Origin of the sequence: Psychromicrobium lacuslunae, assembly GCF_000950575.1 — a bacterium.
Classification (GTDB): domain Bacteria; phylum Actinomycetota; class Actinomycetes; order Actinomycetales; family Micrococcaceae; genus Renibacterium; species Renibacterium lacuslunae.
The window spans coordinates 712,490-736,905 of the sequence record NZ_CP011005.1 but is presented as its reverse complement, the minus strand read 5'-3'; the positions used below and the strand labels follow the sequence as shown (position 1 = coordinate 736,905).

Annotated in this window: 21 protein-coding genes and 3 pseudogenes; 5 read left to right on the top strand and 19 right to left on the bottom strand. The window is 59.0% G+C overall.

What is annotated here, in order from left to right:
* Positions 1–3: 3 nt before the first annotated feature.
* The 10 genes from UM93_RS03345 to UM93_RS17655 form a co-directional block, all read right to left on the bottom strand.
* The gene (locus tag UM93_RS03345) at positions 4–597 is read right to left on the bottom strand and encodes a DUF402 domain-containing protein (protein WP_052663580.1); all 594 of its coding nucleotides are present in this window, start codon (positions 595–597) and stop codon (positions 4–6) included.
* A gap of 70 nt (positions 598–667) precedes the next feature.
* A complete protein-coding gene (locus tag UM93_RS03340; protein ID WP_234399373.1) occupies positions 668–1,312 on the bottom strand; it encodes a DUF402 domain-containing protein in 645 nt (214 codons plus the stop codon).
* Positions 1,309–3,294, bottom strand: coding sequence for a 1-deoxy-D-xylulose-5-phosphate synthase (dxs, locus tag UM93_RS03335; RefSeq protein WP_045073644.1), 1,986 nt, complete (start codon positions 3,292–3,294; stop codon positions 1,309–1,311). Before dxs ends, UM93_RS03340 begins: the two co-directional genes overlap by 4 nt.
* Positions 3,295–3,409: 115 nt before the next feature.
* Positions 3,410–3,700 (bottom strand): GyrI-like domain-containing protein, encoded by a 291-nt coding sequence (locus UM93_RS03330; protein WP_045073642.1) that lies wholly within the window; start codon positions 3,698–3,700, stop codon positions 3,410–3,412.
* Between the two features lie 168 nt (positions 3,701–3,868).
* Complete coding sequence (locus UM93_RS03325; RefSeq protein WP_045073641.1) at positions 3,869–6,739, bottom strand: aconitate hydratase; 2,871 nt, start codon at positions 6,737–6,739, stop codon at positions 3,869–3,871.
* 86 nt (positions 6,740–6,825) lie between these two features.
* The gene (locus UM93_RS03320) at positions 6,826–9,345 is read right to left on the bottom strand and encodes an HAD-IC family P-type ATPase (protein WP_199921804.1); all 2,520 of its coding nucleotides are present in this window, start codon (positions 9,343–9,345) and stop codon (positions 6,826–6,828) included.
* Positions 9,346–9,443: 98 nt separating this feature from the next.
* The gene (locus UM93_RS03315) at positions 9,444–10,013 is read right to left on the bottom strand and encodes an NUDIX domain-containing protein (protein WP_045073639.1); all 570 of its coding nucleotides are present in this window, start codon (positions 10,011–10,013) and stop codon (positions 9,444–9,446) included.
* Positions 10,013–10,459, bottom strand: coding sequence for a DUF3806 domain-containing protein (locus UM93_RS03310; protein ID WP_045073638.1), 447 nt, complete (start codon positions 10,457–10,459; stop codon positions 10,013–10,015). The genes UM93_RS03315 and UM93_RS03310 overlap by 1 nt, the downstream gene beginning before the upstream one ends.
* A 28-nt stretch (positions 10,460–10,487) precedes the next feature.
* Positions 10,488–11,336, bottom strand: coding sequence for a polysaccharide deacetylase family protein (locus UM93_RS03305; RefSeq protein ID WP_234399372.1), 849 nt, complete (start codon positions 11,334–11,336; stop codon positions 10,488–10,490).
* Positions 11,337–11,434: 98 nt separating this feature from the next.
* Positions 11,435–12,148, bottom strand: a complete 714-nt coding sequence (locus UM93_RS17655; protein WP_162183374.1) for an IclR family transcriptional regulator — start codon at positions 12,146–12,148, stop codon at positions 11,435–11,437.
* 108 nt (positions 12,149–12,256) lie between these two features.
* On the opposite strand from UM93_RS17655, the gene UM93_RS03295 reads away from it, so the two are divergent.
* Positions 12,257–13,687, top strand: a complete 1,431-nt coding sequence (locus tag UM93_RS03295; RefSeq protein WP_052663576.1) for a CoA transferase — start codon at positions 12,257–12,259, stop codon at positions 13,685–13,687.
* Between the two features lie 69 nt (positions 13,688–13,756).
* Here UM93_RS03295 and UM93_RS03290 read toward each other — a convergent pair whose 3' ends face one another.
* Positions 13,757–14,362, bottom strand: coding sequence for a DUF998 domain-containing protein (locus UM93_RS03290; RefSeq protein ID WP_045073637.1), 606 nt, complete (start codon positions 14,360–14,362; stop codon positions 13,757–13,759).
* Positions 14,362–14,787 (bottom strand): MarR family winged helix-turn-helix transcriptional regulator, encoded by a 426-nt coding sequence (locus UM93_RS03285; protein WP_157874084.1) that lies wholly within the window; start codon positions 14,785–14,787, stop codon positions 14,362–14,364. Before UM93_RS03285 ends, UM93_RS03290 begins: the two co-directional genes overlap by 1 nt.
* Positions 14,788–14,869: 82 nt before the next feature.
* Between UM93_RS03285 and UM93_RS03280 the strand changes: the two genes are divergently transcribed.
* The 3 genes from UM93_RS03280 (at position 14,870) to UM93_RS03270 (ending at position 17,118) form a co-directional block, all read left to right on the top strand.
* Positions 14,870–15,523: a DJ-1/PfpI family protein gene (locus tag UM93_RS03280; RefSeq protein WP_045073634.1), complete on the top strand. Its 654-nt coding sequence runs from the start codon at positions 14,870–14,872 to the stop codon at positions 15,521–15,523.
* 343 nt (positions 15,524–15,866) lie between these two features.
* The gene (locus UM93_RS18115) at positions 15,867–16,565 is read left to right on the top strand and encodes an MOSC domain-containing protein (protein WP_052663574.1); all 699 of its coding nucleotides are present in this window, start codon (positions 15,867–15,869) and stop codon (positions 16,563–16,565) included.
* Positions 16,566–16,749: 184 nt separating this feature from the next.
* A complete protein-coding gene (locus tag UM93_RS03270; RefSeq protein ID WP_045076794.1) occupies positions 16,750–17,118 on the top strand; it encodes a VOC family protein in 369 nt (122 codons plus the stop codon).
* Positions 17,119–17,240: 122 nt separating this feature from the next.
* Here UM93_RS03270 and UM93_RS18170 read toward each other — a convergent pair.
* The 5 genes and pseudogenes from UM93_RS18170 to UM93_RS03255 all read right to left on the bottom strand — a co-directional run.
* Positions 17,241–17,366: pseudogene (locus UM93_RS18170) on the bottom strand (IS1595 family transposase); the annotation flags it as partial.
* Positions 17,367–17,397: 31 nt separating this feature from the next.
* Positions 17,398–17,796 (bottom strand): annotated as a pseudogene (locus UM93_RS18165) (IS1595 family transposase); the annotation flags it as partial.
* A gap of 12 nt (positions 17,797–17,808) precedes the next feature.
* Positions 17,809–17,955: pseudogene (locus UM93_RS18160) on the bottom strand (transposase); the annotation flags it as partial.
* 187 nt (positions 17,956–18,142) lie between these two features.
* Positions 18,143–18,553: a YkvA family protein gene (locus UM93_RS03260; RefSeq protein ID WP_045073632.1), complete on the bottom strand. Its 411-nt coding sequence runs from the start codon at positions 18,551–18,553 to the stop codon at positions 18,143–18,145.
* Positions 18,554–18,569: 16 nt separating this feature from the next.
* Positions 18,570–19,532: an IS1595 family transposase gene (locus UM93_RS03255; RefSeq protein WP_082057002.1), complete on the bottom strand. Its 963-nt coding sequence runs from the start codon at positions 19,530–19,532 to the stop codon at positions 18,570–18,572.
* A 102-nt stretch (positions 19,533–19,634) separates the two neighbouring features.
* Here UM93_RS03255 and UM93_RS03250 point away from each other — a divergent pair, with 102 nt between their 5' ends.
* Positions 19,635–21,002: an HNH endonuclease signature motif containing protein gene (locus tag UM93_RS03250; protein ID WP_052663572.1), complete on the top strand. Its 1,368-nt coding sequence runs from the start codon at positions 19,635–19,637 to the stop codon at positions 21,000–21,002.
* Between the two features lie 92 nt (positions 21,003–21,094).
* Here the strand turns inward: UM93_RS03250 and UM93_RS03245 are convergent, their stop codons facing one another.
* Positions 21,095–22,405 carry a class I SAM-dependent RNA methyltransferase gene (locus tag UM93_RS03245; RefSeq protein WP_045073631.1) on the bottom strand — a complete coding sequence of 437 codons (1,311 nt, stop codon included), beginning with the start codon at positions 22,403–22,405 and terminating at the stop codon, positions 21,095–21,097.
* The gene (locus UM93_RS03240; RefSeq protein WP_045073630.1) at positions 22,406–24,382 is read right to left on the bottom strand and encodes an APC family permease; all 1,977 of its coding nucleotides are present in this window, start codon (positions 24,380–24,382) and stop codon (positions 22,406–22,408) included. It lies immediately after the preceding gene.
* Between the last annotated feature and the right edge of the window lie 34 nt (positions 24,383–24,416).

Genomic DNA, 24,416 nt, shown 5'->3' with positions numbered 1-24,416 from the left:
CTCTTACTCGGCCGTATCCCACTCGGCGGCTTCGTCTCGCGCTTTCGCTAGCCAGCGTCCGGCCCTGCCGTCGAAAGCTCCCTCGGCAGCCAAAACCTGCGTCAGTATCCGATCGGCAGCCGTCTCCATTTCGGTGACCAGCTCAGCGGGGTAGCCGAATTCGACTCGGTGCTCCGCGAACTCATCCTGATCTTTGATAGCCGTACGAGGCCCATCGGTCTCTTCAAAACTGATTACATCGAGATCCATGTCGATGGCGTGTAACTCCCAGCCGAACCAGCAAAGTTTCCACGAAAGATTGGTAGCCACGTCGACATAGATGCTGAACTTGCCAATCATAGTTTCCGGTCGGAGCGTCGCCACATGATCTACGGAACTAGGGACAGCGATGATCTCATCGGCATCTGTAAACGCCGCTCCGTCCGGCCGCGAGATAAAGCTTCCCTTGGGTCGGAACAGCCAAGCACCCAGTTCATCTACACCGAGAAATCTCAGCGGCTCTACCCAATGCGGAAAATCGTTGTATTTGCGATAACGAAGCACCACCAGCGTGCCGGGTTCGATTTGAGTGAAATCAGGAAATTGATCAGCAGCCATTACCTCAGCCTAAGCGACAGGCGGCGGGCGCTCGCGATGGCATGCTTCGTCTTGAGATCGAACTGTCCGGCTACCCCGGCTTCGAACTGCAATCAGCCGTCGAAGCCGCCCGTTCAAACCACACGGCCTCTCGGCCATCGAAAGGTGCTTGACCGGCCAGCACCTCGGCGTAAATCCGATCACACTCAGCTTGGATACCAGTGATCATCTCCGCTGGGTAGCCGTACCGGACTTGATGCTCAGCGAATTCGTCTTCGTCATCCACCCAGGTGCGGCCCCGCGCGGTCACTACATCCAGATCCATATCGATCAGCGTGAGTTCCCAGCCGTTGTCCCGGTCGAGCGCTCCCCAGGCAATATCGGTGACCAGGTCGACGTAAAGTGTGCAGCCATTGGGATGCGCGGCGTCATAAAAAGTGGCCACCCACTCCCCCGAGTACGGCACCAAAAGTGCTGCCTGCGAAGCGGCGATGAACCCCGAACCGGGCTTTGAGACAAAGGACCCAGCGGGCTGGTGGATCCAGTGCCCGAACTCATCGGAACCCAGATAACGTCCCGGTACCACCCAGTGCGGCGAGCCGTCCCATTTGCGGTTGCGAGCCACCACTAAATCGCCTGGGACCGGGCTGAAAACCTGCTGGCCACGGACGTCGCTCTCATCGGGCATCGCAGTGGCACTGCCTCCCGCAGCCCCAGCCTGTGCTTTTTCTGTCATGACTTGGGCAGCTGGCCGGTATGCGTCTGGTCGCTAACCCCATCGGCACTCGGCAGCGGCCTAGCGAACGGCACCTTCGTGCCCAGCACTTGACCAACGACGTCGTGCGCTACTTGCCGGGCGGTCAGCCCGACTCGCTCCAGCACCTCACCGCGGCTACCGTGCGCCAGGAACTCCACCGGCAAACCAACCTCGTTGAGCGCGGTGTCCACACCTGCGGCCCGCATTTCCTGCCGGATTCGAGAGCCCACTCCGCCGGCTCGTACGCCGTCCTCAATTACGATCACAATTCGGTGCTGAGCGGCCAAGTCAATAATCGACGTCGGTACCGGCAGCACCCAGCGCGGGTCGACCACTGTGGAGGAAATGCCCTGCGCACCGATCAAATTGGAAACCTGCAAGGCGAGTTCACTCATTGCGCCCACCGAGACGATTAGTACGTCGTTCTCGGTCGAGCCAGAGGGCCGCCGCGCCAGCACGTCGACGCCGTCCTCGAGACGCTCAATCGCCTCAACCTCGGCTCCCACGTTCCCCCTCGAGTAACGCAGGACCGACGGCGCGTCTGAAATCTGCACAGCCTCACGTAATTCCTCGCGCAGCCGAGTGGCATCACGCGGGGCGGCCAAGTGCAGCCCGGGGATGATCTGCAGCATCGACAGATCCCACATGCCGTGATGGCTCGGCCCGTCAGGACCGGTCACCCCGGCCCGGTCCAACACCACGGTGACCCCGGCCTTGTGCAGGGCGACATCCATTAGCAACTGGTCAAAGGCTCGGTTCAAGAAGGTTGCGTAGAGTGCCACCACGGGGTGGAGTCCACCGTAGGCCATCCCGGCGGCGCTGGTTAGCGCGTGCTGCTCGGCAATGCCGACGTCGAAAACTCGTTCCGGGTGACGTTCGGCAAAAATGTTCAGTCCGACCGGGATCAGCATTGCCCCGGTAATGCCCACCAAATCTTTTCGCTCATCGGCGATGTCGGCGATCTCCTCGGCGAACACCGAGGTCCAGGACTTGGCGCTCTCCGCGCCGAGCGGTAAACCGGTCTCCGGGTTGATCACGCCGACCGCGTGGAACTGATCCTCTTCGTGAGCGCGCGCGGGCGCATAACCGCGGCCCTTATCGGTCATCGCGTGCACGATCACCGGCCCGGCATAGTTCTTGGCGGTCAGCAGCGCTGACTCCATTGCCTTCTGGTCGTGGCCGTCCACCGGGCCAATGTATTTCAGGCCGAGATCGTCAAAGAGCCCCTGAGGTGCCCACCAATCTTTAATGCCCTTTTTCGCGGCGTGCAGAGATTTATACATGAATTGGCCCAAGACGCCGCCGTGCTGCAGTTTCTGCTTGGTCCAGTCCAGGGTTTCTTCATAAGCCTTATGGGTGCGCACCGAATCAATGGCGGGGCGCAGCGAGCGAAGATAATCGGCGAAGCCGCCAACCGTCGGAGCATAGGAGCGGCCGTTGTCATTGACCACAATCACCACACGGCGGTGCTTATCAGCGGCAATATTATTGAGTGCCTCCCAAGTCATTCCGCCGGTCAGCGCGCCGTCACCGACCACCGCCACCACGTAGCGATCACCTTCGCCGTTCAGCTGCCGGGCGCGGGAAATACCGTCCGCCCAGGAGAGCGAGGAAGAAGCGTGCGAGGATTCCACGATGTCGTGAATCGACTCGGCACGCTCGGGGTAACCGGACAAACCGCCCTGCTGGCGTAGCGTGGAAAAGTCCTGCCGACCGGTGACAAGTTTGTGCACATACGATTGATGGCCGGTATCAAAAACAATAGAGTCCCTCGGCGAGTCGAAGATTCGATGGATCGCCAGGGTCAGTTCGACGACCCCGAGATTGGGGCCAAGATGACCGCCGGTCTGGGCGACATTGCTGATTAAGAAATCTCTGATCTCCTGCGCGAGCTGAGTCATCTGCTCATCGCTAAGCCGAGCTAGATCAGCCGGATGCTGGATAGTCTCCAGAAGTCCCATTGATCCTCACTTTCTATCCCTCTGCAGCTTCGATTCTACTGCTAGTTCGTCGCCGAGCCGACAAAGGACTGCCGTATGGTGTTCAAGCCGCAGCCCTTTGCCGACTACTTTATGGCTAAGCGTAGGGCCAGGAAATAGTCATTCTGGCCGGTTCTTCCGCCCAGGGCAAGGCGTGCCAGGTCTCCCGCGGCCGGCCCACCCGTTGTTTGCCTTCGTTCTCAATCCACTCACACACTTGGTCATAGGCGGCCAGGATCGCTGGATAAGAAGTCTCCGCGCCGCTGACCTCTACCGAGGCGAAACTTTCGCCGGCCAAAGCGTAGGCCCTAACCTCTGGATCGTGGGGGGCAATGTGGCCGCTGACGAGTTGGGCCGGCAGTTCCTGGATCGGTAAGCAAACTTCCAAGGGTCCGTCCGATTCCTCGCTGAGTTCGTGGTTTTCTCTCGGATTCGCTAGTAATTACTGACGAATTTGTGACTAAACCGCGAACTCGCGCGAGGGAATCGCTGGGGGAACGCGAAAGGGCTCCGCCACCGTCACTGTGGACGGCGGGCGGAGCCCTTCGGTAAAGCCCTACGCGGAGATCTGCCGCAGCACGTACTGCAGGATGCCGCCGTTACGGTAGTAATCGGCTTCACCTGGGGTGTCGATGCGGACCACAGCGTCGAAGGACTTGGTGCTGCCGTCTTCCTTGGTCGCGGTGACCTTGAGCGTCTTCGGAGTGGTTCCCTCGTTCAGAGCGGTAACGCCCTCAACCGAGAAGGACTCGGTGCCGTCCAAGCCCAGGGTGGCAGCGTTCTCGCCTTCCGGGAACTGCAGCGGCAGCACGCCCATGCCGATCAGGTTCGAGCGGTGAATACGCTCGTAGCTTTCGGCGATAACTGCTTTGACGCCGAGCAGCGCGGTGCCCTTGGCTGCCCAGTCACGCGAGGAGCCCGAACCGTATTCCTTACCGGCCAGCACCACCAGCGGGGTGCCAGCGGCCAGGTAGTTCACCGAGGCGTCGTAGATGGTCGACTGCGGACCGCCGTCGAGGGTAAAGTCGCGGGTGAAGCCACCCTCAACGCCATTGCCCTCGTTAGCATCGGCGAGCAGCTGGTTCCGCAAACGGATGTTCGCGAAGGTGCCGCGGATCATCACTTCGTGGTTGCCACGCCGCGAGCCGTAGGAGTTGAAGTCCTTGCGGTCCACGCCATGCTCCAGCAGGTACTTACCGGCCGGGCTGTCCGACTTGAAGGAACCGGCCGGAGAAATGTGGTCGGTGGTGACCGAATCGCCCAGTTTGGCCAGCACCCGGGCACCGGTAATGTCCGAAACCGGTTCCGGCTGCGCCTTCATGCCCTCGAAGTACGGTGGCTTCCGCACGTAGGTGGAATCCTCCGCCCAAGCAAAGGTGTCGCCCTCAGGAGTCGAGAGCGCCTTCCAGCGATCGTCGCCCTCAAACACTGAAGCGTAGCTGGAGATGAACATGTCCTGATCAACCGAGGAGTCGATCACCGACTGAACTTCGGTCGGCGTCGGCCAGATGTCCTTGAGGAAGATTTCCTTACCGGAGTCATCGGTGCCGAGCGGATCGGTATCGAAGTCAAAGTCCATCGAACCGGCCAAGGCATAAGCGATGACCAGCGGCGGCGAAGCCAAGTAGTTCATCTTCACGTCGGGCTGGATGCGGCCTTCGAAGTTACGGTTACCGGAAAGCACCGCGGTGACAGCCAAGTCGTTTGACTGAATGGCCTCGGAAATCTCCGGTTCCAAGGGTCCGGAGTTACCGATGCAAGTGGCGCAGCCATAACCCACCAGGTAGAAGCCGAGCTTCTCGAGGTATGGGGTCAGTCCCGACTTGTCGTAGTAGTCGGTGACCACCTTGGAACCCGGAGCCAGCGAGGTCTTCACCCACGGCTTCGAGGTCAGGCCTTTATCGACGGCATTGCGCGCCAGCAGCGCTGCCGCCAACATCACCGAGGGATTCGAGGTATTGGTGCAGGAGGTGATCGAGGAGATGGTCACCGCGCCGTGGTCGAGTTCGAACTGACGACCGTCGGAAAGCGTCACCGGGGCGGGCTTCGAGGGACGGCCGAAAGCGCCATTCGCTGCGGAGAGAGTTTCCTTATTCATCGGCCGAGCACTGTCATGCACGTGGCTGTTCGCGTCGGCGGCGAAGGACGGCGAATCGGAAGCCGGGAAGCTCTCCTCCAGTGCCTCGTCAACGCTGCCATCATCGGCAACCGGCTTGACGTAGTTGTGCAGATCCTTGCGGAACTGCTCCTTGGCGTCGCTGAGTTGAATGCGGTCCTGCGGGCGCTTCGGTCCGGAGATCGAGGGCACCACGGTGGAAAGATCCAGTTCCAAGTACTCGGAGAACTTCGGCTCGTGCGAAGGATCGTGCCAGAGGCCCTGTTCCTTGCTGTAAGCCTCCACCAGCGCCAAGCTCTCCTCGGAGCGACCGGTCAAGCGCAGGTAGTCAAGGGTGACCTGATCAATCGGGAACATTGCCGCGGTGGAACCGAATTCCGGGCTCATATTGCCGATGGTGGCCCGGTTTGCCAACGGCACAGCGGCCACGCCGTCGCCGTAGAATTCCACGAACTTGCCGACCACACCGTGCTTACGCAGCATCTCGGTAATGGTCAGTACGACGTCGGTAGCGGTCGCGCCGGCGGGGATGCCACCGGTCAGCTTGAAGCCGACAACGCGCGGGATCAACATCGACACTGGCTGGCCGAGCATCGCTGCCTCGGCTTCAATGCCGCCGACGCCCCAGCCCAGCACGCCCAGGCCGTTGACCATGGTGGTGTGGGAGTCGGTGCCAACGCAGGTGTCCGGGTAAGCGCGCAGCTTGCCATCTACCTCGCGAGTCATGACGGTGCGAGCCAGGTATTCAATGTTCACCTGGTGCACGATGCCGGTTCCCGGCGGGACGACCTTGAAGTCGTCAAAAGCGGTCTGGCCCCAACGCAGGAACTGGTAGCGCTCGCCGTTACGCTGGTATTCGATCTCCATATTGCGCTCTAGCGCGCCAGCGTTGCCAAAGACGTCGATCTGCACCGAGTGGTCGATCACCAGTTCGGCGGGTGCTAGGGGGTTGACCCGGGTCGGGTCACCACCGAGCTCCTTGACGGCTTCACGCATGGTGGCCAAGTCGACCACGCAGGGCACGCCGGTGAAGTCCTGCATAATCACCCGGGCCGGGGTGAATTGAATTTCGGTGTTGGGCTGGGCACTGGGATCCCAATTAGCCAATGCGCGGACGTGATCCGCGGTGATGTTCGCACCATCTTCGGTGCGCAACAGGTTTTCCAGCAATACCTTCAGGCTGAAGGGCAGGCTTTTCGCTCCTTCAACGGCATTCAAACGAAAAATCTCATATTCGGTCCCGGCGACATCTAGAACGCCCTTGGATCCGAAGCTGTCTGTATTACCTGTATTCCCCGCTGTAGAAGTCACTACAGTCTCCTCTCGCCTCGCTTTTATCTTTGTCTCGAGGGGGTCCAGTTGCCAGTTAGGCGCTCCTAACTAAGCGCCGCGCGCAACTACTCCCTTTCCGAGACGGCACCACGGCGTTTGAGGATTCGGTAGAGAATTTCAACCGCCGCACAGCCTAGAACAACTATTCCAATGGTACCCGCCAGTAAGGTGCCAGTCGGCACCTGTAGCGCGAAGAAGTCGCGGGCAAAAGGCACCGCGAGCACCAACACCAAACCGAGGAGCATGGCCGCGACCACCGCAGCCCGCCAACGGTCGAATGGCCGGGCCAAGGTGCCGAGCACCCAAAGCGCGATCAGCAATACCGCTGCCGTAGTGGCCGTACGGCTTGCCTCGATCTGCGCATCTGCGCTCAGCGCGGGGTCTGGGAACGCCCGGGAGAAGCTGTAAATCGCCACAATACAGGCGGCGATAATCGCTCCGGTGGGTACCGAGAAAAGCAGCACTCGGCGCAGGAAACCGGGCTGGTAACGCCGCTTATTCGGCAAAAGCGCGAGGAAGAAGGCCGGAATACCAATGGTGAGCGAAGAAATGATCGATAGCTGGCGAGGAAGGAAGGGGTATTGCCAGAGCACTATGCCAATGAACAGCGAGATGATGATCGCGTACGCAGTCTTGGTCAGGAACAGATTAGCCACCCGCTCCACGTTGGCAATCACCCGACGGCCTTCGGCCACCACGCCAGGCATCCGGGAGAACTGCCCATCGAGCAATACCAGTCTGGCCACCGCCTTGGTCGCTGCAGCACCTGAGCCCATCGCAATACCAATATCAGCATTCTTCAAGGCGAGCGCGTCGTTCACCCCGTCACCGGTCATCGCCACCACGTGACCGCGTTTTTGCAGTGCGAGCACAATCGCTTTCTTCTGTTCCGGGGTGACCCGACCCAGCACTTGCTCCCGTTCGAGTACCTCGCCCAGCTCGTCGATGTCCTCCGGTAGTTGCCGGGCATCGTAGCCTTGGCCGACGTTCTCGAAGCCGACTTCGCGGGCCACCGCTGCCACGGTGCGTGGGTTGTCGCCGGAGATCACCCGAAGGCTAACCTCTTGCTCGCGGAAGTAGGCAAGCGTTTCGGAAGCATCAGGGCGGACCTTCTCACGGAAGGTCAGAATCGCTACCGCTTGCAGGTCTGCGGGTAATTCTTCAGCGCTTAGGGGCTGTGCACTGTGCGCCAGAATCAGGGCTCGCAGGCCCTGCTCTGCCAGTTCACCCGCTTGGGCTAGCGTGGCTTGGTGGCTTTCGACGTCGTGGTTCAGCACCATCTCCGGCGCGCCGAAAACCCAGCTCCCTTGGGGCTGCTCGGCGCCTTCGGTCGCGGCAAAACTTAAGGCGCTCCATTTGCGCGCACTATTGAATGGCACCTTGAGGTCCGGTTGCACGGTGGCAGCGGTGTATTGCGGGCGCAAGCAGGCGGCGGTGGCGTTGGCGTTCTCGTCAGCACCGATCCAGCCGAGGACCTGCCGCCAGCCGGCCTGCTCGTTGAGCAGATACTCGGCATCAAAAATAATCTCGCCCTCGGTGAGCGTGCCGGTCTTGTCCAGGCAGACAATGTCCACCCTAGCTAGGCCTTCGACTGCCGGGAGCTCTTGCACCAGCACTTGGCGGCGGGCCAGCGTGACGGCGGCCAGGCCAAAGGAAATGCTGGTCAGCAATACCAGACCTTCCGGGATCATCGCCACAATGGAGGCGACCGCCGAGACAACTGCTTCTTTCCAGGCCCCGCTTTCAAAGGCGTGCGCCCAGCCACCCTTGGCTTGCATCTGACCGTTGATCACCAGCAGCACTAACGGAACGAGCGCCCAGGTGATGTAGAGCACGATCTTATTAATAGAGTTCCGAATCTCGGAATTGACCATCGAGAAACGCTTAGCCTCGGCGGTCAGCTTCGAGGCGAAAGATTCTACGCCAATGCGTTGCACCCGGGCTGTGCCGGAGCCGGAAACCACCGCCGAGCCGGAGAGCACCTCGTCGCCGGGCTGCTTATCGATCGGGTCGGATTCACCGGTCAGCAGTGATTCGTCGACTTCCAAGCCCTCAACGCTGAGCACTTCGGCATCGGCCGGAATTTGATCGCCGGTGCGTAGCACCAGCACGTCCTGATAGACCACCTCAGCGACGGCGACTTCCCTGGGGCTGCTCTGGCCGTCCGTGCCCTGCCGGAGCACCCGGGCGTGCGGCGCGTTCAGCACCGCCAAGCGGTCTAGGGTGCGCTTGGCGCGATATTCCTGAATCACCCCGATCGCCGCATTGGCAATCACAATGACGCCGAACAGCGCGTCTTTCCATTCGCCGACCAGCAGCACCACAATGAAGCAAGCACCGAGCACAATGTTGAAAAGCGTGACCAGATTAGCCCGCAAAATCTGCGCGATACTCCGACTGGATTCATTCGGAACCGCATTATCCAGCCCCAGCGAAAGACGCCGGGCTACTTGGGCTTCGGTCAGCCCACTGGTGATCAGATCATCGCCAGATTCTGAAAGCTGTCGTTTGGCGTCGGAGATCGCCACGAGCCGGGCGGTGTTCTTCGTTTCGGCGCGGCTCGGCATCGTCTTTTGGCTGCTCATGATGGAAATAACTCTATGCGAGCCGGGCGGAGCCGACATCAGTCCCAGGAGGGATGTTTAGTGACTTCAACTGAGACGTGGGAGTGAACTCGAGTGAGTCACCACGACCGCACCACGGGCATCAATCCGGTTGCCGCTGCCATGGTGCGCGCCACCAATAATGACGGATCAATAATCTTTCGCTGGAAAATCAGTAAATCAAGCTCCTCGAGCGTCATCCTGGCCAATCGAACCTGCTCGATCGGATCATTCTGCGCTTGCCCCTGGGAGACCGAAGTACTGAAAAAGAGATGGGTTGGCCAAGCAGCCCGCGCTGGATTGGAGAAAAACACATGTAAAGGTCGCAGATTTTCGGGAATCAGGCCAAGCTCTTCCTCCACCTCTCGACGCGCGGCCTCCACTGGTTCCTCCCCCAGTTCACCGCCGCCTCCCGGAAGGTCGTAGATCCACTGGTCAATGGGATACCGATATTGCCGGCTCAGGAAAACCTGCTCACCGTCGTAGATCAGCGTAGCGACGGCAAACGGCACGCTGCTATCCACCTCGTAGCTGGTGCTGCTGCCATCCGGCAGCAGCACGGTATGCCCGGTCAAAGTCATCCAGCCACGGTAAAGCTCCTGCTGTCCGGTAGTGTGCCAGCGAGGTTCGACTTCCACGTCATCTCGCACTACTGTCCTGCTTGCCCGGTATCGGCATCTGCCCTGTGAGCAGCGTCGAGGATGCCCTGCATGGCGGCACCAAACAACTCGTACACATCCCCCATGCTCTGTTGCTCAACTCTTTTGGCAATGATCGTGAGTGGAAAGCTGAGCACCGTGCTACCGGGCACTCGGACCGCCGGATCCGTGCCATATTCATCGCTAACCTGTACCCACTCAAGCTCAAGTTCCTGCGCCAGAGCATCCCCAAAGACAGCCCCCATGGCGTGAAGCTCCCAGGTGTTCTCCGGCCCGACCCAGCCATTGTTCAACATTGCCGCCAACACTTGGAGCTTGACGCCCGAAGAAGCGAACTCGGCGCGACTCTCCTCAGGGAGGTGCCCGGCAATCCACCCCCGCATCGAATCGAGGTATTGGCTGGTCTCGGCGCTGAGTGGTGCGATTTGTTGGGTCATAGCAAAGAGATTACTCGATCGGTTTCACTCAGACGCCGAGGAAATCATCGAGCCGCTGCACCTTGAGGCCGGCCTCAAGCCTAGCCTGATGAAAGGCCTTGAGGTCAGCTTCGAATTCGGGCCGGAAGTGCATCAAGACAATATCTCCGGGACGCAGTTTTGCGCCGACTTGATACTGCATCTGACCGCCGCTAACCAAGGCCTCCCAGTCAATAATGGCTTTAAGGCCAGCTTGGCCCGCGGCTCGTCGCGTCGCCTTCGAATAGCGCCCGCCGGGAGGTCGGAAAAGCGTGGGAGCCCGGCCAAAAGCCTCTTGTGCGTAATCTTGCATGACCTTGATTTCGGCATACTGATAGGCGAAGGGTTTGGCCCACATGGTGGTGTCGTGGCTCACCGTATGGTTTTGGATTCGATTGCCTAAGGCCTGAAAGCCCCGAAAATACTCCGGGTCGTTCTGAATGGTGTTCTTAGTCAGAAACATCGTCACCGGATAGCCATAGTGTTGCAGCGCCGCGAGCGCTTCAGCTCGCTTGGTCACGCCGTCATCAATACTGAGAAAAACCACCGGTTGCTTTGTTGGTACCCGGGTAAGCACCGGAACCAGGCCTCGTTTAGCGGCTGGTAGCTGGAAATCGGGCTCAGCTGCCGCTGGACCGGTCGGGCTACTGGTGGCACTCTTTGTCGGGCTGGCTGTCGTGCTGGTTGTCGTAGTGGAAGGATCAGGGCTCGTTCGGCGAGCCGAAGGTGTCGAGCTCCCCGGCTCGTCGTTCCCTGGCACTCCCGCGCAGCCGGCCAATCCCACCCCACCAAGTCCCAAGCCGCTAAGACCAATGAGGGTGAGGGCATCTCTGCGGCCAACAAGATCTGATTTGCTCATCTCCACCAAACTACGAAGTGAGGCTAAGAATCTGCTGTAGAACGTGCCACAGCTGAGCACCAGCGAGTGAAGTTTCAGCACGATACTTATTGCTGCATCTACTGCCGCAAATGGTCTTGGACTAGCGCCACAACTTCCCGCACGCGCTGTCTCCCGCCAGTCGAGCCGCGTGGCATGAACAGCACGACGGCGGAATTCACCACGCCGTCTAAGGCGGCCGGGACGGGTACCGCCAAAGCGCTGAGACCGGGGATCAAACCGGTCTCGTGGAAGAGATAGCCATTCCGGCGGATCGTGCTGGCTTTTGCGCGGAACTCTTTCTGCTGCTCGGCGGAGGCCGCGCCGTGAAGCATGCGTCGGCGAACCTCGGCTGGCATATTCGCCAAAATTACTCGGCCCGCTGCGGTCTGCAGCACCGGTCTGGGCAAATGCAGATCGGCAATCCGGCTTAGTCGTCCCGGTCCGCGGACCCCCACTTGATCCACATAGAGCAGCACCGGGCCAGCAATTTCCGCCAGTGCCACCGCCCAGGCCGATTCACGGGCTATCGCCAGCAACGTTGGGTGACTCACCGCCGGCACTGTCGTGCTCTCAGCGAGGGTCTGCAACATCGAAACACGAGAGCCGAAGGAATATCGATGTGCCGATATCTGTAGGAAGCCCGTGGAGAGCAAATCTCCGAGCAGGTCGAAGGCTGTGCTTCGCGGTAGCTCGAGCGCCGAGGAGATTTGGTCAAGGGTCAGCGGCATCTTCGAACGTGCCAGAAGGTCGAGGATGCGGTCTGCTCGGGCTATTGCGCGCTGGCTCATCATTTCCTGACTATACGAATATTCGGATCGATAGAACGAGTTGCTGGACTCAGCGGTTGACTGTGCAGAGCCAGGTTCCGCTGGTAATGCTGAGAGAATTGAGAGCACAGGATGAGTAATTTCGAAGTGAGCGCGCTCAGTCAGGTACTGGCAGCGCTCGATTTCACCGAGTCCGACGCCGCGGGTGAGATCCGCATTATTGGTTCCGATCCGGTGGCGCCTTCCGTACATCGATTAGGCGATGCAAGTGCTGCAGCGCTGGCGGCGCTGGGGGCCGAACTAGCCGTGTTTTGGCGGCAACGCGGCGGTGCGCCACAGCACATCGAGGTGCGCGTCGAAGAGGCTATCAGGCAACTTTCCGCACCATTTTTCACCACTGTCAATGGGGTCAGTGTGCTCGAACTTGCCGAAGACCCCAAGCTTTTCAGCAACACCGCGTTCTATCGGGCCCGCGAGAATCGTTTCATCCATCTGGTGCTTAGCTACCCTCATCTTCGGGACGTGGTCTGCTCGGCGCTGGATTGCGCGCCGACTCACTCCGCAATAGCGCAGGCCGTCAGCGAACGCGATGCCTTCGAATTAGAGGAGGAGATATCCCGACTCGGCGGCGCGGCCGCCGTGGTGCGCAGCCAGCGGGAATGGCAGGACCACCCCCAAGGCCGCTACCTGTTGGATACTCCGCTTGTCACGGTCCAGAAGGTCGCAGATGCTCCGCGCCCTGGTCCGCGACAGTCCGGCCAGCAGCCTTCGGCGCCGCTGAGTGGGGTGAGGGTGCTCGACAACACCCATGTGATTGCGGGGCCAATTGCCAGCCGGATCATGGCTGAGCACGGCGCCGAGGTCCTCCACCTTTCCAAGCCCTCTCGCCCGGATCCCAATGCGATGATCATTGATACCGGTTTGGGGAAACGCTCGGCGTTCTGCGATCTTACCGATCCAGCCGATGTCGAGAAGTTCTGGGCAACGCTGGCGGATGCTGACCTCTTCGTGAATAGCTACCTGGGCCTTGAAGGTAAAGGTTTCGGCGTCGAACAGCTGATCGCGCGACGGCCTGGGCTGATCGTGCTCAACGTCCGCAGCTGGGGCATAGCTGGGGACTGGGCGCAACGGCGTGGATTCGATCAGCCGGTCTGCGCTGCCACCGGAATCGCAACCGAGGAGGGGAGCTCACAGGCACCGCAGTTACCGCCAACCCATCTGCTCAATGACTATCTCGCTGCCTTGCTAGGTGCCGCTGGTGCAGTTGAAGCGTTACGCCGACGCGAACGAGACGGCGGAAGCTACACCGTGCAGGTGGATCTGGCTCGGATGAGCATGTGGGTCCAAAGCTTGGGACTTTTCGAGCCTGAATTAGTTCAGGACCTGCCACGGCCGTCCTTGACCGGTCCGGTGCCAGGACTACAGAAGATTGCTGGCAGTTGGGGCAGTGTGAGTTACCTGCCCAGCCAAATTCGGTATTCAAACTATCGACCTGAATTCAGCACCGCAGGCGAACCGCTGGGCGCCTCCGAACTTGCTTGGGCAGCGGAACCCCAGGAATAACCAGATTGAAGATCTGCGGTTGCCCTCGTTCGTGGACGAACTTGAGACCAGCTGTGAGCTGAGCCTCAGTTACGTTCGAAAGAACGTCAGGGCGATACTGAGCAGGAGATAAAACACCGTGATTGAGAACAGAAATATCCGCTCAAGACCGCCGAAGTAAGGCCGCAGCAGCGGCAGCACCAGGCCCGCGCAGAGTGCGATCAGCCCGACTAAGGCCAGCCAGCTCAGCGCAGTGAGGCTTCCCGACAGCCAGTCGGGAGCGAAACCGGCTGACCAGCGCGCGGTATCGCCGGTCAGCGAGTAGGCCAAGGCAAAGGTCGCAATGGCCACCGCATAGTGGATCACGCCGCGGATCGAGCGTTTCTCGCCTTCAAGGTCGGTCGGCACGAAGACCACCGCAACGGAGAGCACCGCTAAGGCGACGAGCTGAAAAACAGCAGCGCCCCGATAAGACCACTCCCCTGGCCAGCTGGCAATAGCGACCGCCAACGCACACCAGGCCAAGGTGTTCGAGAACGAGGCTAGCGCCGCGAGTCTCTTGGTTGGCCCCACCGCATAATCGCTGAAAGCGTGTTTGATCGGATGATAGCCACTAGGAACCAGGTGCAGGGCGACCATGAGCACCAGTCGCACCGCAAAAAATAAGCTAGCCAGTATCGGCCAGATGATTGCCATCACTTCTCCCCTATGGGTTTCTTGAGTTCGTTGAGAATGCTTTGAAGCTGACCGGCTAGCAGATCGGGGTTGAGACCGGTCCGACGGACCAGATCGTCGAAATCATTACCCAGCCGGTCGCGCGCCTCGCTAAAGAGGCGTTCGCCCTCGGAACTGAGTTGCCAATTGATTGAGCGCCCTGAGCCTTGCGGTGAAGCGTCGTAGATCAACTCTCTTGCCGCGAGCGGCTTGAGCGCCTGACTAACGGCAGGTTCGCTAATGCCGAGCGGTGCGGCCAGCTGCCGCGAGGTGATGCCCGGGTGTTCAGCAATCACGGTCATCGCGACAAAACGACGAAGAGTAAGCCCTAACGGCGACAGGCGCGCATCCGCATCCCTGTCCATATGCATCACAATGTCGTGCAAAAGATGTCCAAGATCAGCCATGAGCATTAATTTAAGCTACTTAAATTAAGTTGTCAAACTTACCCGAAGTGCCGACCTTGTGCCGATGGCTAATACTTAGATTATGAGCACCCCAGTCAGCCCCGCTCAGCGCGTCGGCATTGTCGTCTTTGACCAGGTCGAAGTACTTGATTGCTGCGGACCATTCGAGGTTTTCTCGGTCGCCAATCGAGTCAGCCACGGCAGAGGGAAGTCGGAGCCCTTCAAGGTTTCAATGATTGCCAAAGAACTAGAGGTCAGCGCTAGGGGCGGGCTCGTACTCCGGAGCCATTCGACCTTTGCAGAGGGCACAGAGTTCGACGTGTTATTAGTGGCTGGCGGGGTGACCGACGACGCTGAGAGGGACGATGAAACGATCAACTGGCTGCAACATGCCGCGAATCGAACGCCACTGCTAGCCTCGGTCTGCACTGGCGCGTTCCTGCTGGCAACCGCCGGAATACTAACCACCCAACGAGTAACTACCCATTGGGAAGATCAGGCCGAACTGCAACGTCGCTGGCCCTCACTGCAGGTTGAGGCAAATCATCGCTGGGTACGCGACGGGAACATCTTCACCTCCGGCGGCATCTCTGCCGGGATTGACCTGGCCTTGCACCTCGTCGAGGTATGCGGCGGCGCCGATCTCGCCTTAGCCACCGCGAGGCAAATGGAGTATGACTGGCGCCGCGCATCCGGAGTCGCTACCGCGGGCGAAGTTCGCTCAGCGTGTATTTGAGCCGGGGTCGATAACTAAGAATGACGGGACCCAGGAGCTTAGGCGCCTGGCTAAGCTTGGCTATCGGAATGAGTCCTGCACTCACCTTGGATCGAACACGCTGGCCCATGTTGATCTTCCGGCAGTGCAGATGATTGCTTCTGTGCTCGAGCGCGGGATGCTTGGCACTATGCCAACAGACGGGGCCTACTGTTCTACCGGCTACCCCATCAGGCAGTTCATACTAGTCCGCCCTGGTAGCACTGGTTGGTTCGGAAAATGGCCACTACTTCTCCTGAGCTGACTCAGGTGCTGACACTGGCTGTAAGTTGCCCCTGCTTTAGGCCGTGGCTACAGTTCGGACATGGACATGAAGGTAGTAATGCTTCGACGTTACCCGGTCAAAGCGATGGGCGGGGAGGCCCTAGAGTCTGTCGAGTTGGACAGTCGAGGAGTGAGTGGGGACCGGTGGTATGCCGTCGAAGACGACGAGGGCCACTTCGCGTCTGGGAAGAACACGCGCCGCTTTCGCCGACATGATCAAGTTTTCAGATACCGGGCAAAAACCACGGCACCCGGCATCATAGTCGTCAATAACGTGACAGGTAGATCGTGGACCGTTGGCGATCCCGCGCTAGATCGGGATCTCAGCCATGAGATGGGCGCCGCTATGCGGGTGACCCCTGAATCCCAAGTCCCCCATCAGGACATGGGTGCAGTGTCGCTGATCAGTACCGCTACTCTAGATTGGTGCGCAGATCGCTGGGGTATCAATTCCGATCCGCGCCGCCTTCGAGTGAACATAGTATTCTCGTCCGATCAACCCTTCGTCGAGGAATCTTGGGTTGGTCAAACAGTCGCAATCGGCAGCGTAAGTCTGCGGATAGTCGAGCGAACACCTCGTTGCCGAATGATCGACATCGATCAGGACGGAGCTGTAGCATCTGGGCGGTGGCTCAAACCACTCGCCTCAGAGCGAGAAATGTTCCTCGCGATGTATGCAGAAGTCACCAATCCCGGCCTCGTAAGCATGGGCGACAGGCTGAGCGTGGATGCAGGCTAGGGGCGAGTGTCGTCAGCGAAGTTGGTGTGTTCAAAATCCAAATACCCTCAGGCCAACGTGACCAAGCAAACTTAAAACAGTTAGCTTAACTCACTCAAGCAGATAATCAGTATCTATATATTGGGTATCTGCTTGAGTGATGTAACACGGAATAATGGATCTGAGTCGGCTGTTATTGGTTGACGTGAGTGAATCTGATTCGAATATTGTGGAAGTCGTCGCACGTGTCTATGTTGAGGACTTGAATGCAGCTTTGCCTCTATATCAGCAGCTTTCTGGCGGAGGGGATCCTCACCGTTTTGGATTCCGTGATATTCAGTTAGCTAAGATCGGTTCGTTTCTCCTCATCCAGGGCGCCGATGAGGAAGTAAGGTCCCACACTGCAACGATTGCCGTTCGTGACATCTCTCTCGTCGAAGCGGCGATTTCTGAGGCTGGCGGTGCGCTACTTGAGGGGCCAACCCCCGGACCTAACGGGCCACGTCTTATTGCACGTCACCCCGATGGCAACATCATCGAGTACATTCAACGGAGCAACTTAGAGCGCTCTTAGTCCAGATATTTTGCGTTCTCAGAGCTGACTAGGCCCTTCAAAGGGTGTGGGCTGGTGCGTACTGTTTGGTGTATCAGCCGGTAAAGCAGCAGCCTGCGGCTGTTCGAGGTGCGGCGGTTGAATCAGAAGGTGAACTCGTCGAGGTAGTAGGCGAAGTGATCGCTAGAGGCTCCGTAGTGCATGGTGCCGATCATCCAACGTTTGAGTTGGGAAGCGACCATGTGCACTGCAGGCAGATCGACATGTGCCGGGGCGTTGGAGCCTAGCTGAGTATTGAACTTATGCCGGTAGCCAAGGTGGGCTAGTCTCCTGGGCTCCGGTTTTGATCACCGAAACCGGTTCAACCACTCGTTGAGTGAATTTCACCAAGGGTAATGATTCTGGCGGTGGGGGTTCCATCCTGATCCGACCAATCCGGTTCCTTCCCAGGTTTTCGGTGGCGATCATTACCGGTATTTTCTCGGTGGAGCGTCCCGTTTTACCACAGCTAATACCCCCGATATGCGACTCGTCGACCTCGACCGTGCCGCTGAGCAGCTCCCGCTCTGGTATGACCATGGCCAGACGGAGTTTATGCATCCATGCCCACGCCGTCTCGTACGACTTCAAACCAAACACTCGCTGTAATCTTAGCGCTGAGACGCCGTTCTTCTGCGCGGTGACGAACCACACTGCAGCGAACCACGTCCGTTACGGCGTCCTCGTCCGATCAAACAAAGTACCTGATGTGACTGACGTCCGTTTCCCGCAATTGCGGCACATCCACAAACCCTTGCCGGTGGCCCATGAATCCTGGCCAGCACACCGCGGACAAAGGAAACCAGCAGGCCACCTGAGCGCTGCTAGATATTAAAAACACGCCTCATCCGCGCCAAACCAATCCTGAAACTGACCGAAATCCGCCGGATAATCAACGCCAGCCACCACAACACGCTCAGCATCGCCCATAACAACTAGACGACTTCACTAAAGCAGACACCTAATACATATATACTGGGTATCTGCTTGAGTGAAGTTGGTGTTTTTAGTGGATGCCGGCCAGTCGTTCGATAACGGTGAGGCCGGGTTGCGTGCCGGGCCAGTGGCGGCGTAGCAGTTCGGGGCCTGCGGAGCGAATGACTGAGCGGAGAGTAATGGCTACGATGATGATGTCATCAGCGTGGCCGATCACGGGGAGGAAGTCCGGGACCAGGTCGATCGGCGAGATGAGATAGATCAGCAAGAGGGTTAACTTCACTCTTACTGCGGTATTGACTGTTTTATCTGCTGTGATTCTTCTGATAGCTCGGAGCAGGTCGGGTAAAAGCCTGAGCGCGTCTTTGAACCCGATGGTTTCGGGGTGGCGGCGTGCGTAAATCCAGACGGCTAAGAGTAAGACGAGATAGATCACCGCGAGGCTGATCACTATGCCTAGAACAATCTCCCACCAATCCATCAGGATCTTCCTTTTCTTATTTCAGGTATTTGTTGTTCTCGGAGCTAACCAACTCGTTGAGAGGTCTCGGTTCTGTGCGCACGGCTTGATGGAGAAGACGGTAGAAAAGCAGTCCGCGACTGTTTGCCGCGCGACGATTGAAGCGGAACGTGAACTCGTCAAGATAGTAGCCGAAATGATCGGATGACGCTCCATAGTGCATGGTACCTAGCATCCAGCGTTTGAGTTGCGAAGCGACCATATGAACCGCGGGCAGATCAATATGGGCTGGGGTGCTCGAGCCTAGCTGAGTGTAGAACTTGTGCTGAAACCCCAGGTTTCCCAATCGCCGGAGTTCTTGGGCTCCGTCAGTTTTGATCACTGACCCAGCCACTATGACTCTTTGAGCGAATTTCACCAACGGTAGCGATTCTGGCGTTGTTGGTTCCATCCTGATCCGCCCGATACGGTTACGACCCAGGTTCTCAGCGGCGCTCATCACCGGCACTTTGTCGGTAGATCGCCCGGTTTTACCACGGCTAATGCCCCCGATATAAGATTCATCAACCTCCACTGTGCCGCCAAGGAGCTCTCGCTCTGGCATGACCATCGCCCTACGGAGTTTGTGCATCCACGCCCACGCGGTTTCGTAGGAACGCAGCCCCAGAACGCGTTGCAATCCGAGAGCCGAGACTCCGTTCTTCTGAGCCGTGACAAACCAAACCGCAGCGAACCACGTCCGTAACGGTGTTCTCGTCCGATCAAATAATGTTCCAGACGTGACCGATGTCCGTCTCCCACAATTCCGACACATCCACAAACCACTAGCGGTCGCCCACGCGTCCAGACCAGCACACCGAGGGCAAGCAAAGCCATCAGGCCACCGCAGGTGAGCTAAATACTCAAAACACGCCTCATCAGTGCTGAACCAGTCCTGAAACTGCCCAAAATCAGCCGGATAATCAACACCAGCCACCACGTCATCACCAGCGGAACCCATAAAGTCGAGCTTACTTCACTAAAGCAGATATCCAATACATATATTCTATTATTTATCGATATAACCCTTCTCTTCGAAACTATTTTCTAGTATAATTTTCATATGGAAGCGCTACTAATACCCGAGACGACTCAGGTCGAATTGGAGCGCATCCACCAATTGCTCAGCAATTGGATCTCCGGTGAAACATTTCGTCTTTCACAATTATCCGAAGCGGAAACTTTGAAAACCGCGACGATGGTTGAGCAAATCCATCACCTCACCGAATATGCTCAGCTTTTGGTTGCCCAGGCCGTCGAACAGAATCTCAATATCGAAGCCAAAAGCAAACCAGGCGAGCTCTTGCAGGCTCGGCTACAGATCACCCGGGCCGAAGCGCGTCGGCGGATCGAACTTGCCGCGCAATTACTCCCCAGCCGGTCATTGACCGCCGCTCCCCTCGATCCACCCTTCAATAATCTTGCCGAACTAGTGCGGACTGGCACCGTTGATTCCCGCACCGCTGGCGTCGCGGTCAAAGCCTTAGAAGAGGCAAGCGTGAAAACCTCTGCAAACCTCACCGCTGCTGTTCGGGCGGGTGAAGATGCCACTGCCGCCAATCTGCACCGCACGGAGCTACTGGCTGATATGGAGAAAAGCCTCGTCCGCACCATGCGAGATCATGACATCGATTTCCTGCGCACCATTATTCGGCGCTGGGATACCGTCATCGATCAAGACGGCACGCTTCCAGACGAGGCCGAGTTGCGGCATCGGCAAGGAATCTTCAAGGATCGTGAACATCGGGGGCTGACCCTCTTCAAGATTTTTGCCGACCAGTCTCAGACCGAGACGTTACTCACCGTGCTGAACGCTGGCAGCAACCCTCGCGTCAACCGATCCGCGGAGGCAATCGATTCTCGCAGTCGGGCTCAACGCGAACTAGATGCCTTAGTCAGCGCCCTCGGTGCCGCACTCAGCACCAGCCAGCTCCCCGCGACCGGCGGCCAGCGACCTCAGGTCCACGTCACCATCGGTTACCAAGAGTTGCTCGGCCAGCTCAAGCACAGTGGCACGGCAAAACAGCAGTTCACGGGCCCGGTGCCGCCGCAGACTATTCGCCGAATTGCCTGCGATGCCGAGGTCATCCCGGTGCTGCTGGGCGGTCACGGTGAAGTCCTCGACCTCGGTCGCAAACGTCGGCTATTCAGCCCCGGGCAGCGCGCGGCTCTGCTAAGCCGGGACGGTGGTTGCAGCTTCCCTGAATGCACCATCCCGGCCGGCTGGTGCGAGGCTCATCATGTGAATTGGTGGAGTCGTGGCGGCGAAAGCGCGGTCAGCAATGGAGCGTTACTCTGCAACAGGCATCATCATCTGATCCACCAAGAGGAATGGAAACTGCAGATAACGGCAGGTATTCCAGAGTTCCTGCCACCACCCTGGATCGACCCGGAACAGAAACCACGACGGAATCTTTACTTTCGGGTCTAGGTAACGATCTCTGCTGTAAAAAACCCTGGGCAGGCCTTCTGCTCTGGCTTGAGTAGCTCGCCCCTGCTCAAGATCCAATCCTTAGCCGGATGCTACGTCCCCGGCACCAGCAACGCCACGGTTTCTAGGTGATGCGTATGCGGGTACAAATCGAAGGCCCGCAACTCAGCCAGCTGCCAGCCCGCGGCAGCAAAGTAGCCGACATCCCGAGCGAACGACGCCGGATCGCAGGACACATAAGCCACCGCGCGCGGCCCGCTGGCGACGATTTGCCGCACCACATTCTTACCCGCCCCGGCCCGTGGTGGGTCGAGCACCACCGCGTCGAGCTGACTACCCGCTGAACCGGAACGCGCCGCGGCAGCCAGTACCCGCTCCACCCGGCCGGGCCGCACCAGCACCTGCGGCTCACCATCGAAGTTTCGGACCGCGTCCTTTGAGGTCACCGGGGAGCCCTCCACCGAGAGTACCTCACCGGTAACCCCGACGGCGTCGGCAAGCAGCCCGCTAAACAAGCCAGCGCCAGCATACAAATCCGCTACCCGCGCACCCGGCCGCAAAAACCCTTCGAGCATCCCTCGCACCGCGCCACCCAAGGTCTCAGGCGCCTTCCGGTGAATCTGCCAGAAGCCATCCCCGCTGACCCTGAATTCGCGCCCCAACGCTTCTTCCCGCAGCCAAGGACGTCCGCGCAAGGCGGAGACTCGCGAGCGCTCCGGATCCCAATGCGCCGCGGAAACCTCCTCAGGGAGCTCCACAGCAACCCGATTCGCTGCCGCCTTGGCGCCGGCCAGCAACACCAACGGGCCATCACCGGAGGTCGGTGCGGCCACTTCCACTCGCTCCAGGCCACTAAAATCAAGGTCCCAAAAGGATAGCTCCCGGATGCCGGACACTGCGAGCGGCATGTCTTGCACAGCTACTACCTGGTGCGAACGGTGCGCATGCATGCCGAGTCGACCATCAGGGGTAACCGCGAAACCAGTTCGACTGCGCCAGGCCAAGCCGTCGGCGCTCTCTCCCGGCACCTCTTCCACCTCGGTAACCCGCTCCAAACCGGCCAAACGCTGCAACTGTTCAGTCAGCACCAGCTGCTTCAACTCACGTTGAAAACTGCGATCAATATGGCCAAATTCGGCCCCGCCGACGGGCAAAACACCATCAGAATAGGCCTTCAGCGAATCTGCCACGGGCCAGAAGTGCTCACGCCGGGCCGCCGCCGACTCCAGCACCTCAACCACATCGCCGCGCCAGAACCGGTCCCCCTCGGCCGCTTCGCGCAACGCCACCCGCACCCGCTCACCGGGTAGCGCGTGCCTGACAAAAATGACCCGACCCTGATCCCGCGCGACAAAATGCCCGCCGTGCGCGACCGCACCGACGGTAACTTCGGCTAGCTCCATCTAGAGCAGCTCCTGCGAACGACGCGCAGCCTCGGAAGAGGCAAGTTGCCACGGCACACTGGCCACCATCACACCTGGTTCGAAATGCAAACGAGTCTTGATCCGCAGCGCTGTTTGGTTATGTACTAGCTGCTCCCACCACTTACCCACCACATATTCGGGGATGTAGACCACCACCAGATCGCGTGGTGAGTCACGGCGAATGTTCTTCACGTACTCCATGATCGGCGTCACGGTTTCCCGATAAGGGCTGGCCAGCACCGTCAATGGCACCGGAATCTCCAGCTTCTCCCAGGTTTCTACCGTCTTCTCGGTTTCCTCGGAGTCAATATCGACCGTGATGGCGTCCAATTGAGACGGCCTAGAGGCCCGAGCGAAGGCCAACGCTCGCAGCACTGGTTTACGCACATGTGATACCAGCAATACCGCATGCACCCTGGTCGGCAGGGCGCGCGGCGAGGCATCCTCGTCCACCGCAAGCTCGCGGGCCACATTGTTATAGTGCCTTTGGATGCTGCCCATCACCAGGAAAAGCACCGCCATCGCCAGCAAGGCAATCCAGGCGCCCTGTTCGAACTTGGTAATCAGCACAATCACCAAAACGGTCAAGGTCATCAGGAAACCGATGGTGTTAATGGTCCGTGACTTAATGATGCGCAGTTTGGCTGGCCGGTCTTTGACCAGCTTGAGCGCTCTCCCCCAGTGTCTGATCATGCCGAGCTGACTCGCGGTGAAGGAAATAAACACCCCGACGATATAGAGCTGGATCAACTTGGTGACATCGGCATTGAAGGCGATGATCAAGATGATTGCCCCAACGGCCAGCGCCAGCACACCATTGCTGTAGGCCAGCCGGTCGCCACGGGTGCGTAACTGCCGCGGCAGATAACCGTCCTGGGCCAGAATTGAGGCCAGCACTGGGAAGCCGTTGAACGCGGTATTTGAGGCGAAGACCAAGATCACACCGGTGGCAGCGACAATGATAAAGAACGGAATCGAGCCCGCTCCGAAGATGGTTTGGGCGATCTGGCTGATCGCCGGATTCTGCACATAACCTTCGGGCAGCGGTTGGCCATTGACCAAGAACTCCTTGGCGGGATCTTGCACAATATGCACGCCGGTGGCGTTCGCCAGGTACAAAATACCGGCCAGCATGGCTGCCGCAATGGCCCCGAGCAGCAGCAAGGTGGTGGCAGCATTCTTGGATTTCGGTTTACGGAAGTTCGGCACACCATTGCTAATCGCCTCAACACCGGTCAGCGCGGCCGCGCCGGAGGAGAACGCCCGGAGTAGCAGAAACGCTCCGGCCAGCCCAACAATGCCCTGTTCGTACTCTGGCACCGGGACAATCTCGAAGGCCGCACTGGGCGCCCGAGCAAGATTACCGGTAATCGCCTGAAAAATGCCGACCGCCGTCATCCCCAGGATGCAGACCATGAAGATATACGTCGGCACCGCAAAAACGCTACCTGCTTCTTTAATGCCACGCAGGTTGACCAAAGCCAGCACCACTACGCCGATCACCGCTATCCAAGCCTGGGTGCCATGTAACCCGGGAATCGCCGAGGTGAGGTAATTAGCTGCCGAGGACATCGACACTGCCACCGTGAGCACATAGTCCACCAGCAACGCCGAAGCCACCGTCAAGCCAGCCGATTTGCCCAGATTGGTGTTTGCGATCTCGTAATCACCGCCACCGGAAGGATAAGCATGCACATTCTGCCGGTAGGAAGCGACCACGGTGATCAGCACAATCATCACCGCCAGGCCGACCAGCGGCGAAATAGTCACCGCTGCTGCTCCCGCCAAAGCCAGCGTCAGCAAGATTTCATCGGGCGCGTAAGCCACCGAAGAAAGCGCATCCGAGGCAAAGATCGGCAGCGCAATTCGCTTCGGCAAAAGGGTGTGAGCGAGCCGGTCATTACGGAACGGCCTGCCCACCACAACCCGTTTCAGGGCGTTGAGAAAGGTCAGCACGTCATTACTCTACATATCTATGCCTACAATTGGC

Coding starts and splice junctions, on each gene's coding strand:
- UM93_RS03345 (WP_052663580.1), bottom strand. CDS start 597: ATGGCTGCTGATCAATTTCCTGATTTCACTCAAATCGAACCCGGCACG.
- UM93_RS03340 (WP_234399373.1), bottom strand. CDS start 1,312: ATGACAGAAAAAGCACAGGCTGGGGCTGCGGGAGGCAGTGCCACTGCG.
- dxs (WP_045073644.1), bottom strand. CDS start 3,294: ATGGGACTTCTGGAGACTATCCAGCATCCGGCTGATCTAGCTCGGCTT.
- UM93_RS03320 (WP_199921804.1), bottom strand. CDS start 9,345: ATGAGCAGCCAAAAGACGATGCCGAGCCGCGCCGAAACGAAGAACACC.
- UM93_RS03310 (WP_045073638.1), bottom strand. CDS start 10,459: ATGACCCAACAAATCGCACCACTCAGCGCCGAGACCAGCCAATACCTC.
- UM93_RS03305 (WP_234399372.1), bottom strand. CDS start 11,336: ATGAGCAAATCAGATCTTGTTGGCCGCAGAGATGCCCTCACCCTCATT.
- UM93_RS17655 (WP_162183374.1), bottom strand. CDS start 12,148: ATGATGAGCCAGCGCGCAATAGCCCGAGCAGACCGCATCCTCGACCTT.
- UM93_RS03295 (WP_052663576.1), top strand. CDS start 12,257: ATGAGTAATTTCGAAGTGAGCGCGCTCAGTCAGGTACTGGCAGCGCTC.
- UM93_RS03290 (WP_045073637.1), bottom strand. CDS start 14,362: ATGGCAATCATCTGGCCGATACTGGCTAGCTTATTTTTTGCGGTGCGA.
- UM93_RS03285 (WP_157874084.1), bottom strand. CDS start 14,787: ATGGCTGATCTTGGACATCTTTTGCACGACATTGTGATGCATATGGAC.
- UM93_RS03280 (WP_045073634.1), top strand. CDS start 14,870: ATGAGCACCCCAGTCAGCCCCGCTCAGCGCGTCGGCATTGTCGTCTTT.
- UM93_RS18115 (WP_052663574.1), top strand. CDS start 15,867: ATGGACATGAAGGTAGTAATGCTTCGACGTTACCCGGTCAAAGCGATG.
- UM93_RS03260 (WP_045073632.1), bottom strand. CDS start 18,553: ATGGATTGGTGGGAGATTGTTCTAGGCATAGTGATCAGCCTCGCGGTG.
- UM93_RS03255 (WP_082057002.1), bottom strand. CDS start 19,532: ATGGGTTCCGCTGGTGATGACGTGGTGGCTGGTGTTGATTATCCGGCT.
- UM93_RS03250 (WP_052663572.1), top strand. CDS start 19,635: ATGGAAGCGCTACTAATACCCGAGACGACTCAGGTCGAATTGGAGCGC.
- UM93_RS03245 (WP_045073631.1), bottom strand. CDS start 22,405: ATGGAGCTAGCCGAAGTTACCGTCGGTGCGGTCGCGCACGGCGGGCAT.